General features: G+C 70.3%; 17 protein-coding genes and 1 pseudogene. 10 read left to right on the top strand and 8 right to left on the bottom strand.

All coding sequences use genetic code 11. The features are described 5' to 3' along the window. Positions 1 to 273: class I SAM-dependent methyltransferase (locus ABZ930_RS40385; protein WP_361560255.1), on the bottom strand; the 273-nt coding region annotated here is incomplete at its 3' end. 91 nt (positions 274 to 364) lie between these two features. Here ABZ930_RS40385 and ABZ930_RS40380 point away from each other — a divergent pair. Continuing rightward, positions 365 to 949 (top strand): helix-turn-helix transcriptional regulator, encoded by a 585-nt coding sequence (locus ABZ930_RS40380; RefSeq protein WP_361560252.1) that lies wholly within the window; start codon positions 365 to 367, stop codon positions 947 to 949. A 3-nt stretch (positions 950 to 952) separates the two neighbouring features. Here the strand turns inward: ABZ930_RS40380 and ABZ930_RS40375 are convergent, their stop codons facing one another. Then, positions 953 to 1261 (bottom strand): hypothetical protein, encoded by a 309-nt coding sequence (locus ABZ930_RS40375; protein ID WP_361560249.1) that lies wholly within the window; start codon positions 1259 to 1261, stop codon positions 953 to 955. A 634-nt stretch (positions 1262 to 1895) separates the two neighbouring features. Between ABZ930_RS40375 and ABZ930_RS40370 the strand changes: the two genes are divergently transcribed. Then, positions 1896 to 2372 carry a DUF6281 family protein gene (locus ABZ930_RS40370; protein WP_361560247.1) on the top strand — a complete coding sequence of 159 codons (477 nt, stop codon included), beginning with the start codon at positions 1896 to 1898 and terminating at the stop codon, positions 2370 to 2372. Here ABZ930_RS40370 and ABZ930_RS40365 read toward each other — a convergent pair. Both ABZ930_RS40365 and ABZ930_RS40360 read right to left on the bottom strand, forming a co-directional pair. Then, positions 2338 to 2499, bottom strand: coding sequence for an ANTAR domain-containing protein (locus tag ABZ930_RS40365; protein WP_361560244.1), 162 nt, complete (start codon positions 2497 to 2499; stop codon positions 2338 to 2340). The two genes, ABZ930_RS40370 and ABZ930_RS40365, sit on opposite strands and share 35 nt — an antisense overlap. Positions 2500 to 2687: 188 nt before the next feature. Continuing rightward, entirely contained in the window at positions 2688 to 3563 is an 876-nt protein-coding gene (locus ABZ930_RS40360) for a helix-turn-helix transcriptional regulator (RefSeq protein ID WP_361560241.1), read from the bottom strand. Positions 3564 to 3720: 157 nt separating this feature from the next. On the opposite strand from ABZ930_RS40360, the gene ABZ930_RS40355 reads away from it, so the two are divergent. Then, positions 3721 to 5118, top strand: a complete 1398-nt coding sequence (locus ABZ930_RS40355) for an MFS transporter (protein WP_361560238.1) — start codon at positions 3721 to 3723, stop codon at positions 5116 to 5118. A 489-nt stretch (positions 5119 to 5607) separates the two neighbouring features. Here ABZ930_RS40355 and ABZ930_RS40350 read toward each other — a convergent pair whose 3' ends face one another. After that, the gene (locus tag ABZ930_RS40350; RefSeq protein WP_361560235.1) at positions 5608 to 7194 is read right to left on the bottom strand and encodes an FMN-binding glutamate synthase family protein; all 1587 of its coding nucleotides are present in this window, start codon (positions 7192 to 7194) and stop codon (positions 5608 to 5610) included. A 460-nt stretch (positions 7195 to 7654) separates the two neighbouring features. Between ABZ930_RS40350 and ABZ930_RS40345 the strand changes: the two genes are divergently transcribed. Genes ABZ930_RS40345 through ABZ930_RS40315 form a run of 7 tightly spaced genes read left to right on the top strand, consistent with a single transcriptional unit; the run spans position 7655 to position 11874 of the window. Beyond that, positions 7655 to 8023, top strand: a complete 369-nt coding sequence (locus ABZ930_RS40345) for a VOC family protein (RefSeq protein WP_361560261.1) — start codon at positions 7655 to 7657, stop codon at positions 8021 to 8023. Further along, a complete protein-coding gene (locus ABZ930_RS40340; protein ID WP_361560232.1) occupies positions 8011 to 8238 on the top strand; it encodes a hypothetical protein in 228 nt (75 codons plus the stop codon). Before ABZ930_RS40345 ends, ABZ930_RS40340 begins: the two co-directional genes overlap by 13 nt. A 50-nt stretch (positions 8239 to 8288) precedes the next feature. Beyond that, positions 8289 to 8696: an MrpF/PhaF family protein gene (locus ABZ930_RS40335; protein ID WP_361560230.1), complete on the top strand. Its 408-nt coding sequence runs from the start codon at positions 8289 to 8291 to the stop codon at positions 8694 to 8696. A 43-nt stretch (positions 8697 to 8739) separates the two neighbouring features. Next, positions 8740 to 9009 (top strand): DUF4040 domain-containing protein, encoded by a 270-nt coding sequence (locus tag ABZ930_RS40330; RefSeq protein ID WP_361560227.1) that lies wholly within the window; start codon positions 8740 to 8742, stop codon positions 9007 to 9009. Then, entirely contained in the window at positions 9006 to 9767 is a 762-nt protein-coding gene (locus ABZ930_RS40325; protein ID WP_361560224.1) for an MnhB domain-containing protein, read from the top strand. Before ABZ930_RS40330 ends, ABZ930_RS40325 begins: the two co-directional genes overlap by 4 nt. Next, positions 9767 to 10114: a sodium:proton antiporter gene (locus tag ABZ930_RS40320; protein WP_361560258.1), complete on the top strand. Its 348-nt coding sequence runs from the start codon at positions 9767 to 9769 to the stop codon at positions 10112 to 10114. The genes ABZ930_RS40325 and ABZ930_RS40320 overlap by 1 nt, the downstream gene beginning before the upstream one ends. Then, complete coding sequence (locus ABZ930_RS40315) at positions 10111 to 11874, top strand: complex I subunit 5 family protein (protein WP_361560221.1); 1764 nt, start codon at positions 10111 to 10113, stop codon at positions 11872 to 11874. Before ABZ930_RS40320 ends, ABZ930_RS40315 begins: the two co-directional genes overlap by 4 nt. A 33-nt stretch (positions 11875 to 11907) precedes the next feature. Here ABZ930_RS40315 and ABZ930_RS40310 read toward each other — a convergent pair whose 3' ends face one another. The 3 genes and pseudogenes from ABZ930_RS40310 to ABZ930_RS40300 all read right to left on the bottom strand — a co-directional run. Then, positions 11908 to 12492: an isochorismatase family cysteine hydrolase gene (locus ABZ930_RS40310; protein WP_361560218.1), complete on the bottom strand. Its 585-nt coding sequence runs from the start codon at positions 12490 to 12492 to the stop codon at positions 11908 to 11910. 2 nt (positions 12493 to 12494) lie between these two features. Further along, positions 12495 to 13679: a zinc-dependent alcohol dehydrogenase gene (locus ABZ930_RS40305; RefSeq protein WP_361560215.1), complete on the bottom strand. Its 1185-nt coding sequence runs from the start codon at positions 13677 to 13679 to the stop codon at positions 12495 to 12497. Between the two features lie 44 nt (positions 13680 to 13723). Then, positions 13724 to 13858 (bottom strand): annotated as a pseudogene (locus ABZ930_RS40300) (plasmid stabilization protein); the annotation flags it as partial.

Below are 13858 nucleotides of genomic sequence, written 5' to 3'. Positions count from 1 at the left end.
GACCCCGGACGCGGAGGCCCGCTCCAACAGGTCGTCGAGGAACTTCGTCCTGATGACGATGGAGAGCGACACGGCCAGTCGGCGGCGTCGCGCGGCCTCGTCATCGGGCGGCGGCGAGGAGGGCCACAGGCCGCCGGCGGCGGCGAAGGCCTGTGCCAGTGGGTCGCGGAACAGCGCGTCGTCCCGCTCAGTCTCCAGCGCTCGCACCCGGGCCACCCCCACCGCCGTGGCCCACACTCCCGACGGCTGCACCCGCTCTTGCCCCTCAGTCACCTCGCCAGCCTAGACGCATCATCGGTGCAGCGCTGCGCGGCCCGTTGGTCGTCCACTGCCCACAGGCGCCGGGACGTCAGGGGCGGGGTTCTTGGGGAGGTTCGGCGCGCACCAGGCCGCTCTGGTAGGCGGACCCGCGCTGCACTTCGACTCCACCCACCCCATCGACGATGCGGCCTCCTGCCTCTGGCAGCACACCGCCCGCTACGCCGCCGACCTCCTCGCCACCGACGCCCTCTCTCCCCTGGCTATCGGCAACACCTCCCGGCTCCTGGCCGCGACGGCGCTGTCGGTCTTCCCCAACTGCGCCGTCGTCGATCCCGCCCCCGCCGACACGACCGACGCCACCCCCGCCAACCTGCGCCGGGCAGTGGCGTTCATCGACGCGCACCCCGAGCGGGACCTTGACCTGGCGAAGATCGCTGCGGCGGCGTTCGTCTCCCCGCGGGCGTTGCAGTACGCCTTCCGCCGGCACATGGACACCACACCGCTCGCCTACCTACGACGCGTCCGCCTGGACGCCGCCCACCGCGATCTGCTGGCCGCCGACCCCTATACGGCCACGGTGACCGAGGTCGCGATGCGCTGGGGCTTCGTCACTCCCAGCCGTTTCACCGAGCACTACCGGAACATGTACAACACCCTCCCCAGCGTCACCCTCTTCCGCCGCCTCTGAGCTCTACGGACCTGCCGGTCGGTCAGAGACGTAGTCCAGGAGCTGGTCGGCGTTGCGGGCGAAGCGGACGACCTTCTCCCCCGGCGCAAAGTCGGAGCCGGCCGTGATGCACAGCACGAGTAGCGTGCCATGCAGTTGCTGGAGCAGGTCGGCTGAGAGCGGGACCGCGGGAAGGTCCTGGTAGCCCTCGCTCTGTTTTTGCAGGTTGGCCAGCGCGGCGGCGGACTGGTCGTAGTTCTTGGTGAGGCCGTACTGCAGCAGCTCGGTGACCTCGGCGAGGATGCGGGACGGCACGGCGATCAGAGATGTCATGGCTCATCACTACGGCCAGAGACCATCGGCAGCAATTCGGCAGTGGCCGCCTGGTCGTCCGGCGCACGGCATCTGGCCTGGGCAGTCGTGGTGGCTTTCCGGGGCAGCTGCGGGGTGATCCGGCCCTGCCGCAGGGGGGAGGCGGCAGGGCCGGCAATCATCTCGCACAGGGATCCTGTGGGCTCTCGCCGACGAGTGTGCGAGACACAACCATCCCTACTACAGGGGCAGTTGCTGAACACAATGGCGGGACACGCCGCGTGTGTTCTGCGTGGAGGTGTGGCGTTGCCGCGACTGCCTCGCGCCTAGGGTGGGCCCGAGGGGTAACGTGGGCCGGTGAATTAGACGACCACACTTCGGCGGCCCACCGGGCTCTGCGCCAGGCTGCGGGGTCGTAGGCAAGGCTGCCGCGGCGAGGGTGCGGGCACTCGCGGCGCCGCGCCCTCAGGGCCGAAGCTCGACAGATGGCAGCAGCGCCGAATTTTGCCGGCCGCCCGGTGGAGCTGTGGCGCCCTTGCCGAGGATCGGTCAACAGCTCTCATCCTGTCGTAGGAGAACGAGCGAACCTTTCGCGGCCTTGCGGCGTCGAAGGTGCGGCAGGCCGCAGGTAGCGGCATCTGAGGGAGGCTGGTTCATGACGGGCAAGCAGATGGACAGTTGGACGGCGCGCAGAGGGTTCGCGCGGTCCGTGAGCATGCGGGCGGCGCTCGCGGCGGCGGCCCTGATCATGTCCACGTCCTGTGCTGGTGCGGGCACCACGGAAAGTGGTGCAGAGGGCTCCTGCGCGGCCCTGCTCGAGTACGAGGGCCGCACCTATCTCGGCCACGGGCTCTATCCCGATGACGAAGGCGACAGCGACGGCGTCAGGGCGGGCAGACGACTGGGCACAGGCGCCATCCCCGGATGTGACGACACTCCCACCGACGATGATCAGGAAGCTACTTCGGAGCCGGTCACCGTGTACGCGATTGAGGGTGTGAACCCCGTCCATGCCGTGACCGTGGACCATCCGACCGGCGGAACTCTCTACGTCGAGCAGGCATCGAAGAAGTCCCTGCCGGAGCTACGGAAACTGATCAAGGCCCGGGAATTGGACGCGCCCACCAAGTGAGGCGCATCCGCGGGAGAGGCGCTCTCCCTCCCGCAGTTTGATGTTGTTCTCCTGCGAGCGAATGGCGGCGCAGCACGGCGAAGGCTTCGTTCTCATCGATGTGGTGCTGGACCATGAGGATGCCCACGGCCCTCGCGCGCTGTGGATAGCGCTACGGACTCGTCATCGTTCCGGTGTGACGGCATGTCTGCTCTGGGCATGAACTTCCGGGGTGGGGTCCGGTCTCATTCCGTGAAGGGGCCGGACCCCGCTGCGGTGAGGTAGCAGCCTGGTCGGCTTGAGCGTCCCCCGGACCGTCGGCGGCTCGAGGGACGCTCACATGGAGAGATTAAGGGGCGGCGTAGTTGCCGCAGCATGTGCTTGCAGACGCCCCAGAACGTCCGCAGACGTGGCGGGGACGGTGTAGGTGACGATGGTCAGTCCGGGATCGGCGGGGATTTCGAGGGCGTCGTAGTCGAGGTCGAGGTCGCCGGCGGCGGGATGGTGGAAGCGTTGTCGTCCGCTGCGGTAGTACTCGACGTCGTGGGCGTCCCAGCGCAGGGCGAATTCGGTGCTGTGGGTGGCGAGTTCGTCGATGAGGTCGGCGAGGTCCGTGTTGCCCGGTGTGCGGGCGGCTTCGGTGCGCAGGCTACCCACGGCGTTGTGGGCGATGCCGTCCCAGTCGCGGTAGAAGCGGCGGGCCCGTGGGTCGAGGAAGACGAAGCGCGCCAGGTTCAGCGGCTGGTCTTCGGTGTCGAGCGCCTCTTCGTACAGTGCGCGGGCCATCTGGTTGGTGGCGAGGACGTCGAGGTGGGCGTTGCGGACGAACGCGGCGGCGCCGGTCATGGCGTCGAGGATCTGCTGGAGGCTGTCACGCACGTGTGAGATCCCACCATCGCGATCGGCGACACGGTGCGGGGCGTTGGCGGCACGGATGAGGGCGGCCAGGTGGGCGCGTTCGACGTCGTCGAGCTGGAGGGCCCGGGCGAGGCTGTCGAGGATCTCCTCGGAGACGCTGCCGACGTTGCCGCGTTCCAGGCGGGTGTAGTACTCGACGCTGATCGCGGCGAGCTGGGCGACCTCGGAGCGGCGCAGGCCGCTGACCTGGCGTCGTCCGCCGAAGTCGGGAAGGCCGGCCTGCTGGGGGGTGAGGCGGGCGCGGCGGGTGGTGAGGAAGTTGCGGATGTCTTCGCGAACGGTGTCGGCTGGCACGTCCTCAGCGTAGGACACGGAATGGTCGGGAGGGGTACTGGCAGGCCCCCTCCCGAGAAGGATTCCCAGGTCAGAGGGGTCGAGTGGTTCTGTGGATGTGTGACCGGCCCTGTAGGGCCGGCCCGTTTCCTCTTTCTCGGAAGGACCTCTGACCGTCATGCCTCTCACTGCTTCGCTGCGCAGGTCGTCGCGGGCGGGAGCGCCCGGAACGGACCGGCACGCCACGGCGACGCTGGCCGCTGCCGTCCTCGGCTTCTTCATGATCACCCTGGACGCGACGATCGTGAACGTCGCCCTGCCCTCGATCCGTGACGCTCTGGGCGGCGGCATCACCAGTCTGGAGTGGGTGGTCGACGCCTACACGCTGATGTTCGCGGCGCTGCTGCTGTCCGCTGGATCGCTCTCCGACCGGATCGGGGCGCGCCGCGCGTTCGGTGGCGGTCTTGGCCTGTTCATCGTTGCCTCCCTTGCGTGCGGGATCGCCCCCACACTGCCGGTTCTCATCGCCGCCCGTGTGGTGCAGGGCATCGGCGCGGCGGTGGCCATGCCGACGTCGATGGCGCTGGTGCGTCAGGCGTTCCCGGACCCGGCCTGCCGCGGTCGCGCGGTGGGCGTGTGGGCGATGGGCGGAGCCGTGGCCGCCGCCGCGGGCCCGGTGCTCGGCGGTGTGCTGAGCCTGGCTTCCTGGCGGATGATCTTCTGGATCAACCTGCCCGTCGGCCTCCTCACCCTCGCCCTGCTCTCCCGGACCTCGCACTCGCCGACCCGGCCCGCCCCGTTCGACTGGATCGGGCAGATCACCGCGATCCTCGCCATGGGCGGCCTGACCTTCGGGGCGATCGAGGCGGGCGAGGCGGGCCTGACCGCACCCCAGGTGCTGATCTCACTCGCCGTCGCGGTCCTCGCACTGGCCGCGTTCGTCTTCGCGCAGGCCAAGGTGGCGCACCCGATGGTGCCGCTCACCCTGTTCCGCTCCCGGACGGTGGTCGTCGCGACCGGCATCGGCTTCGCGTTCATGGTCGGCTTCTACGGACTGCCGTTCGTGTTCTCCCTCGACTTCCAGCAGCAGCACGGCCTGTCCGCGCTCGGCGCCGGCGTCGCGTTCCTGCCGATGATGCTGCTCAGCGCCTCCCTGACGCCGTTCTCCGCCCGGATCGCCGAACGCACCGGCCCGAAGGTGCCCATCATTGCCGGTCTGGTGCTGATGGCGGCCGGATCCCTCGCACTGGCGCTGGTGCCTTCCTCGGCGCCGGTGTGGGCGACCGCGCTGCTGCTGATCCCGATCGGCATGGCAGGCCCGCTGGTCATGCCCCCGACCACCGCCCTGCTCCTGGAGCACGTTCCGGCCGAGCAGACGGGCACCGCCAGCGGCGTGTTCAACACCAGCCGCCAGATCGGCGGCGCCCTGGCCGTCGCCGTCTTCGGCGCCCTGATCTCCGGCACGGCCGGCTTCCAGCACGGCCTTGTCGTCAGCCTGGCCCTGGTCGCCGCTATCGCCCTGGCCGCCGCCCTGGCCACCATCCGTGTGGGGGCGCGCCGCCATGCCGGCGCGTGAGCAGCAGCCACTACTCCGCCTGCCCACATAGGACAACGTCTGAGCGCGGAGCGAATCTCGAGATGAAGGCTTGCACGGCAGTGCGGACGAGGCACCGACAACGACAGTAGGCCCTAGGCAGACTCACCTACGGCTGGACCAAAAGCACATCAAGCTCCCTGGGCACCGGCAGGATTGGCCCCCCATCCTTCTGGTTTCGGTAGTTGATCACCAAGCAGTCGACACCGACATAGCTGCCCACCACCTCGAACCTCAGGTCAGGAATCCGCCGCAGTCCCTCCTCCCAAGAACTGCGCGGCCACCGGCGAGCGGAACGTCACGCCCGGTGTCCTGACAGATCACGCGCTGCGATCCGGGGCTGCCGGGCCGACGAAAAGGCGGCCGCCCGTGCGGACCCATGGGTGTCGTTCCCTTCGCTGCGCGATGCGGTTCCGCGCGTGGCGGACCAGTCGCTCTCGCTGTGCTGGTCATGCGATGGGGGCGGGCCGGTCAGCCGACGAACGTGTCCGGGTCCGCCGCCCTCCAGTCCGCGGCCCAGTCGGCAGGCGGGTGGTCCGTCAGCTGACCTGGGGACAGCCACTCGTACAGCTCCGCGTACGAGCGGAAGCGTCCGGCGTCGGTGGTGCGCCGGCGCAGCACATGCGGGCCGAGGTCACGGGGGTCCGAAACGCCCATGGCGGCCATGATCTGCAGTGCGCTGGAGACGGTCGCCTCCTGGAACCGGTGGACCCGCTCGGACTTGTCGGCGACGACCAGGGCGCGGGCGCGGCGAGGGTCCTGGGTGGTGACGCCGGTGGGGCAGCGGTTGGTGTGGCAGCGCTGGGCCTGGATGCAGCCAACGGCGAACATCATGGCGCGCGCCGCGTTCGTGTAGTCGGCGCCCATGGCCAGCCGCTTGACGATGTCCGATCCGGTGGCCACCTTGCCGCTCGCTCCGATCCGGACCCGATCCCGCAGCCCGGCACCGACCAGCGCGTTGTGCACGGTGATCAGCCCTTCGGTGAGCGGCATGCCGAGATGGTCGGCGAACTCCAGCGGGGCCGCTCCCGTGCCTCCCTCGGCACCGTCCACGACGATGAAATCGGGCGTGACGTTCTCGGCGAGCATCGCTTTGCAGACGGCGAGGAACTGCACCCGGGAACCGGGACAGAGCTTGATCCCGACCGGCTTCCCGTCCGCCAGCTCCCGCATCCGCGCCACGAACCGCACCAGCTCGCGCGGTGTGGAGAACACCTTGTGATACGGCGGCGAGATGACCGTCTCGCCCTGCGGGACGCCGCGCACGCGGGCGATTTCCTCGTTGACCTTGCCGCCGGGAAGCACCCCGCCGATCCCCGGCTTCGCCCCCTGCGACAGCTTCAGGGAGACGCACTTCACCGACGGATGCGCGGCCTTCTCGTGAAACTGCACGGGATCGAAGTCGCCGTCCTCGGTGCGGCAGCCGAAGTAGCCGGTGCCGATCTCCCAGATGATGTCGCCGCCGGGCTCGAGGTGGTACTCGGACAGGCCGCCCTCGCCGGTGTCGTGCGCGAAGCCGCCTCGGGCCGCGCCCGTGTTGAGCGCGAGAACAGCGTTGGCCGACAGCGACCCGAAACTCATCGCCGAGACGTTCAGCAGCGCCATGTCGTAGGGCCGCGTACAGTCAGGCCCGCCGACCCGGACCCGGGGCAGCCGCCCGGGCTTGTCGACCGGGCGCAGCGAGGGCACCAGGAACTCGTAGCCACGACCGTACATGTCCCGCTCGCTGCCGAAGGGCTCCTCGGCGTCCACCCCCTTGGCCCGCTCGTAGACGATGCTGCGCGTGTCCCGGTCGTACGGCCGTCCGTCGAAGCTGCGCTCGACGAAGTACTGCTGCAGTTCCGGACGGATCGCTTCCAGGAGAAAGCGCGCGTGTCCGAGCACGGGATAGTTGCGCAGCACCGAGTGCCACGGCTGCGCGAGGTCGTACAGACCGACAGTGGCCAGGGCCACCAGGGGCACGGCGGCCGTCCACCACCAGGGTGACAGCACGACCGCCGCGGTCGCACCGGCGACCGCGCACACAACCAGGAGGGCCACCGCCCCGAAGCGCTTCATGGCAGATCGGTTAACCGTGATCGGAGCTCTCATGTCTGCCACCTAGATGGAAAGCTCCTCGGAGGTGACTTTGAGGTCGCCGCTCTCAACGGCGCACACCTGCCGCAGGCGCGCCGGAAAGCTAAGGCAAACAGTACCGATCACGTGGCACCGAGCCGCAAGGTGCGAGTTGGGGGCGCAGCTGCCGCTGAGCGGAGCGCCCCTGAGCGGGCACGCCGATTCCACGCAGGTCGTCGGCTTCACCCGACTCGGCCTGTTCGACACGCAGACGGCACGGCCTTCGGCGTCCGGAGTCGGGCCACGTGGAAGAGTGCGTTCCCGTCAGTCGCCTGTGCAGGTCCACGGGCGCCTCCGGCACGTTCCCGCGGGATCCCCGTCGGTACCTCCGTGTGCGCGCCCTTCAACAGGGCACCCGTGGCCGCCGAGGGAACGTGCCGTGGACGAGGACGAGGAGAACACCGTGCCTGTAGCCACCTACTGTCTGACCGCCGTGGACTGCCCCGATCCCGCCGCATTGGCGGGCTTCTACGCCGCGCTCCTCGGCGGCGAGGTGAAGAAATTGAGGGACGACTGGTACGACGTGTACGCACCGGGCGGCCATCGCATCGCCTTCCAGCGGGCCGAGGGCCACCAGCCGCCTCAGTGGCCCCGCGCCGACCGATCCCAGCAGCTCCACATCGACCTGGACGTCACGGACATGGCGGCGGCGGAGGCCGAGGCCCTGTCGCTCGGCGCCATGCCCCTGGATCTGGAGGACCGCGACGGGCAGCGCGGGTTCCGCGTCTACGCCGATCCCGCGGGCCATCCGTTCTGCCTGTGCCGCGCCTGACCCACGACTCGTCCGACGACAGGCGCAGCGGACAGCGAGGCGGCGAACTCCTGCGCGCCGGTGCCGAGGTCCTGGGTTGGTGGGTCGTCCTCGTCGGGTTGTGGATCGTGCTTATCAGCAGCGTCGACGTGTGGGAGCTCGCGGCCGGCGCGGGCTGCGCCTTCGCCGGTGCTCTGGCCGCCACGGCGGCCCGTCGCGCGGCGGGTGCCGAGTGAACGCGTGGCTGGGGTGCGGGACCGCGCTTCTGGGCCTCGGCCTGCCTCCCGTGATCTGGGGTGTGGCGTCCGGTCCGCTGTCCCGCAGGGTGCTGGCGCAGAACACGGGCAGCACGGTCGTCGCTCTGGCCTTCCTCCTGCTCGCCCAGGGGTACGCGCGTCCCTCGTACACGGATCTCTCCCTGGTCCTGTCGCTGCTCGGCCCGGTCGGCACGCTCGTGTGCGTACGGCTGCTGGCCGAGGACCTGCCGGCGGGTGGCTCCCGCGGGTCCACGGCGGTGACGGCCTTGTGCGTCGCGGCCTCGCTGGCGGTGACCGTCGCCGTGTGCGCGGCGACTGCGCCCGGCAGGCCGATGGTGAAGCTGCTGCTCATCGGGGCGCTGGTGGCGCTCGGCAATGTGATCGCCGCGCGGGCGCTGTCCGTGGGCGTGGTGGAGGAGGCGGACGCGACGCGATGAACGACGTGAGCCCTGAGACGAGACGTGAACCCGGAGGTGGGGTGTGAGCGACGACGTGGTCATCTCGGTGTGCCTCGTGCTGGTCGCCGTGTCGGCGACCGTCGCGGTCGTGGTGCGTGAGCCGGTCCGGCAGGCACTGGTGCTGGCGGTGCTGGGGCTGACTCTGGCCGCGCTTTTCACGGTCCTGCAGGCACCGGACGTGGCCCTCTCCCAATTGGCCGTCGGTTCCGTGCTGACCCCGCTGCTGATCCTGCTGTCGGTGCGCAAGGTCAGACGCCGTGGGCATCCGTCCGGTGACGAGGCGCAGCGGTGACGATCCGGATGCGGCGCTGGGTCCTGGGGACCGGGGCGATCGGTCTGGCGGCGCTGTTCGTCGCCGCGTTCGTGCGGCTGCCGCGCTTCGGCGGCGACCGGCATCCCTACGGTGACCGCGCCACCGACGCGGCCCTCGCCCGGCACACCGCGAACGTCGTCTCCTCGATCAACTTCGATCTGCGGGCGTTCGACACCCTCGGCGAGGAGTCCATCCTGTTCGCCGCCGTCCTGGGCACCGTCGTCCTGCTGCGGCAGACCCGCGAGGAGGACCGGGTCCCGCCGCGCTCCGCCGCCGTCGACCCTTGGGTCCGGCGCTATGCACTCGTGGCACTGCCCGTGGCCCTTGTGGTCGGCCTGTACGTGGTCGCGCACGGTCAACTGAGTCCGGGCGGCGGTTTCCAGGGCGGCGTCATCGTGGCCACCGCCGTGCATCTCCTCTACATCGGGGTGGACTACCGGGCGCTGGAGCGGATCCGCCCGGTGGCGCTGTACGAGGTGGGTGACGCGGTCGGCGAGGCCGCCTATCTGCTCGTCGGCGTGGCCGGGCTGATCGGGGGCTCCGCCTTCCTGGCCAACACCCTGCTGCCGTACGGGACGTTCAACACCCTCACGTCCGGCGGGATCGTCCCTCTGCTCAATCTGGCGGTCGGCATCGAAGTGGCCTGTGCGGTGGTCGTGCTGGTTTCCCGGTTCCTCGACCAGGCCGTGGAGATCACCGACGCGGAGACGGGCGCGAAGGGGGCGGGCACGACGTGATGCACCTCTTCCCCTACCTGATCGCCGGATGGATCTTCCTCGTCGGCTGCTACGGGCTCGCCACGAGCCGGCACCTCGTGCACGCGGTCGGCTGCCTGGCGGTGTGCCAGTCCGCCACCTACGTGCTCCTGCTCGCCGTCGGCTACCGCGAGGGCGGCACCGCGCCCGTCCACTCGGATCTGGCCCCGCACTCCCGCCCCCTGGTCGACCCCGTGGTGCAGGCGCTCACCCTCACCGACGTGGTCGTGGGCGCGACGGTCACGGCCCTGCTCCTGGCCCTCGTGATCCAAGTGGCCAAACGCCACGGCACCGTCGACCCCGACGAACTCTCCGAGCTGCGCGGATGAACTCACTGCTGCCCCTGATCGTGGTTCTGCCCCTGATGGGCGCCGCGTTCCTCGTCGCGGTCGGCCGCGTGCTGCCGCGCATCGCCGCCGATGGCGTCGCCGCCTCGGTGGCGGTCGCGACCACCGTGCTCGCGACGGTGCTCCTCACGCACGCCTCGCCGGACGCCACGGAGTGGGTCGGCGGATGGGAGCCCGTCGGCGGGAAGAGCGTGGGCATCGTCCTGATCGGCGACGCGGCCGGCACCGGTCTCGCCGCCCTGGTGTCCCTGCTGACCGTGTCCGTACTCGCCTATTCCTGGCGCTACTTCGACGAGATGCCGCACGGGCACGCGGGCGCCTTCCCGGCACTCGTCCTACTCTTCCAGGCAGGGATGTGCGGATTCGCGCTGACCGGTGATCTCTTCAACGCGTTCGTCTTCTTCGAGCTGATGGGGGTCGTCGCGTACGCCCTGACGGGGTATCGCGTGGAGGAGCCCATGGCCGTGCAGGGTGCCCTCACCTTCGGTGTCGTCAACTCCCTCGGCGCGTACGCCACGTTGATGGGGATCGCCCTGCTGTACGCCCGTACCGGCGAGCTGGGCATGCGGCAGATCGGTGCCGCGCTCGCGGCCGGGGGCCCGCCGGACGGGCTCGTCCTGGGCGCCTTCGTCCTGGTGATGACGGGTCTGCTGGTCAAGGCCGCGGCCGTCCCGTTCCACTTCTGGCTGCCGGACGCCCACGCCGTGGCGCCGACCCCGGTGTGCATGCTGCTGTCCGGGGTCATGGTCGAGCTCGGTGTCTACGGTGTGTGGCGGGTGTACACCACGGTCTTCGCCGGGCCGGGCGGGCTGCCCGCCGCCGACTTCACGCACTGCCTGGTGGTCCTCGGTGCCGTCACCGCGGTGCTCGGGGCGGTGATGTGCTGGCAGCAGCATCACCTCAAGCGGATGCTCGCCTACTCGACGATCGCGCACACGGGACTGTTCCTCGTGGGGATCGGACTCCTGCGGCCCGAGTCGACCGCGGGGGTCGCCCTCTATGTGGTGGGCCATGCCGGTGTGAAGGCCGCTCTGTTCGCGTGCACCGGGATCCTGCTCGACCGCTACGGCAGCGTGGACGAACGGGAACTGCACGGCCGGGGAGAGGAGTTGCGTGTCGTCGGCGTCCTGTACGGCGTGGCCGCCCTCGCCCTGCCGGGCCTGCCGCCCTTCGGAACGGGGCTGGGCAAGGGCGTCACGGAGGAGGCCGGGGGCAGCGTCGCCACTGCGCTCTTCCTGGTCGTCTCCGTGGTCACGGGAGCGGCCGTGCTGCGCGCCGGGGCGCGGGTGTTCCTGGGCGCGGGCCCGCACCCCAGCGGCCCGGAGTCGTCCGCGTCGACGTCCGGGGACGAGGAGCCCGAAACCCGCGAGCGGCTCGGGCGGCGGGTCCCGCTGCCGATGCTGGCCGTACCGGGGCTGCTGCTGGCGGGCGCGCTGGGCGTGGGGCTCATCCCCTCCGTGGCGGCCGGGTTCGGCCGGGCGTTCGGCGTTCCGGAGGCCGCCGCTCCGCACTGGACGCCCGCGGCCGTGCTGACCGGCGTGCTGTCCACCGCCTGCGCGGCCGGGACCGCCACCCTCGCCGAACGGCGGGCAGCGCCATCGGAGCCGTACGCCTGGACGGGACCGCTGCGTCGCCTCCACTCGGGGCACGTCGGGGACTACATCGCCTGGTTCCTGCTGGGCACGGCAGCCCTGGCGGGACTGGCCCTGCCCGGCATCCTCGGCGGCGGCCTGCTGCCTTGAACCCGCTCGCCAGGATGTTTGCGCACCGTGCCGTCACTCGCTCTCCACGTGGTCGCTCCCTGTGTCGCAGGTGAACGTGACGTCCTGGCCCAGGACGAGGTGCGCGCCCATGTTCCTGCGCATCATCTCCAGTGCCGCGTCAGCGAGTTCGGGGTGAATGGGAGCGACGGCGTCGGAGACGACCGTCACGTCCAGGTGCCGGATATGGGCGTCCAGCGCCGAATACAGCACGCACTGCTCGGTGACCTGACCACACAGGACGACGTGACGCACGCCCAGTTCCCACAACAGATACGTCAGCGGTGTCTCGTAGAAGATCGAGTGCCGCGCCTTGACGACGAACAGCGCGTCGTCGTCCGGCAGGACCGGTTCGACGAGGTCCGCATGGGGGCCGGCCAGGGCCGCATCGACAAGTTCGCCGTGGTGGGAACGCCACTGGCCGAAGTTGTCGTTGGCGTACACCACCGGGACACCGCGGGCGCGGGCCGCGGCGAGCAGCTCGGCGATGACCGGTACGACCCTGCGAGCCGCAGGCAGCAGGAGGTCGGCGTCCTGGTGGTCGTAGGTGTTGATCATGTCGATCACGATCAGGGCGGCCGACGGGTGGGCGGCGCTCATGGTCACGGCTTCAGCAGGGTCTTCACCATGCCGTCGTCCTTGGCCTGGAACGTGGCGTACGCCGCCGGGCCGTCGCGCAGGGGCAGGTGGTGCGTGGCGAATCCGTCGACGTCCAGGGGGTCGTCGTCGGTCAGGTGTGGGCGGATCTCGTCGACCCAGCGCCACACGTTCGCCTGCCCCATGCGCACCTGCAGTTGCTTGTCGAACATCGTGAGCAGGGGCAGCGGACTGGCGGCGCCGCCGTAGACGCCACTGATGGAGAGTGTGCCGCCGCGGCGTACCGCGTCGATTCCGGTGAGCAGGGCGCCGAGCCGGTCGACACCCACGTTCTCCATCAGGGGCCGGGCGAGTTTGTCTGGCAGGAGCCCGGTGGCCCATTGCGCCGCCTGTGCGAGCGGGGCGCCGTGGGCTTCCAGGCCGACCGCGTCGATGACGGCGTCCGAGCCGCGGCCCCGGGTGAGGTCACGGACGGCGTCTCCCAGATTCTTGTCGTGCTCGCGCAGGTCCAGGGTGGTGATGCCGTGCCGCCGCGCCCGTTCGAGACGGGCGTCGACGAGATCGACCCCGATGACCAGTTCCGCGCCGCGCAGCCGGGCGATCCGGGCCGCCATGTCGCCGATGGGACCGAGGCCCAGGACGGTGACGCTGCCGCCGGGCGGGATGTCGGCGTACTCCACCGCCTGCCACGCGGTGGGCAGGACATCGGACAGGTAGACGAACCGGTCGTCCGGAGGGCCGTCCGGCACCTTGATCGGCAGAGTGTTACCGAAGGGGACCCGCAGAAACTCGGCCTGACCGCCGGGCACCTGCCCGTACAGCTTCGTGTAGCCGAACAGGGCGGCTCCGCTGCCCATGGACGTCACCTGCGTCGTCTCGCACTGGGACTGCAGTCCCCGGCTGCACATCCAGCAGGTGTTGCAGGAGACGTTGAACGGGATCACCACGCGGTCCCCCACGGCCACACCGGTGACCTCGGGGCCGGTCTCCACGACCATGCCCATCGTCTCGTGGCCCAGGATGTCGCCCGGGTCGAGGTAGGGGCCGAAGACCTCGTAGAGGTGCAGGTCCGAGCCGCAGATGCCGGTCGAGGTCACCTTGACGATGATGTCGTCGGGCTTTTCGATGCGGGGGTCGGGGACCTCCTCGATGCGTACGTCGCGCTTTCCTTGCCATGTCAGAGCGCGCATGCGGACGCGCCTCCCAACGTGCGTTGTGTGCGGGTGGGCGGGGGTCAGCGGCCCACTGCCTTGGCCAGCTCCGCCTTGTTCATGGACGAGCGGCCCTTGACGTCCTTGCGCTGTGCCTCGGCGTAGAGCTGGTCCCTGGTGCGGCCCTGCGCTCCCTTGTGGGAGCGTTCGCCGCCTCG

This window comes from Streptomyces sp. NPDC046716 (assembly GCF_040645755.1).
Taxonomy (GTDB): Bacteria; Actinomycetota; Actinomycetes; order Streptomycetales; family Streptomycetaceae; genus Streptomyces.
This window is presented reverse-complemented; position numbering and strand designations above follow the sequence as displayed.

What these genes read in the sequence shown, in the direction of transcription:
- ABZ930_RS40375 (WP_361560249.1), bottom strand. Translation starts at nt 1,261, where the DNA reads ATGACATCTCTGATCGCCGTGCCGTCCCGCATCCTCGCCGAGGTCACC.
- ABZ930_RS40370 (WP_361560247.1), top strand. Translation starts at nt 1,896, where the DNA reads ATGACGGGCAAGCAGATGGACAGTTGGACGGCGCGCAGAGGGTTCGCG.
- ABZ930_RS40355 (WP_361560238.1), top strand. Translation starts at nt 3,721, where the DNA reads ATGCCTCTCACTGCTTCGCTGCGCAGGTCGTCGCGGGCGGGAGCGCCC.
- ABZ930_RS40350 (WP_361560235.1), bottom strand. Translation starts at nt 7,194, where the DNA reads ATGAAGCGCTTCGGGGCGGTGGCCCTCCTGGTTGTGTGCGCGGTCGCC.
- ABZ930_RS40320 (WP_361560258.1), top strand. Translation starts at nt 9,767, where the DNA reads ATGCACCTCTTCCCCTACCTGATCGCCGGATGGATCTTCCTCGTCGGC.
- ABZ930_RS40315 (WP_361560221.1), top strand. Translation starts at nt 10,111, where the DNA reads ATGAACTCACTGCTGCCCCTGATCGTGGTTCTGCCCCTGATGGGCGCC.
- ABZ930_RS40310 (WP_361560218.1), bottom strand. Translation starts at nt 12,492, where the DNA reads ATGAGCGCCGCCCACCCGTCGGCCGCCCTGATCGTGATCGACATGATC.
- ABZ930_RS40305 (WP_361560215.1), bottom strand. Translation starts at nt 13,679, where the DNA reads ATGCGCGCTCTGACATGGCAAGGAAAGCGCGACGTACGCATCGAGGAG.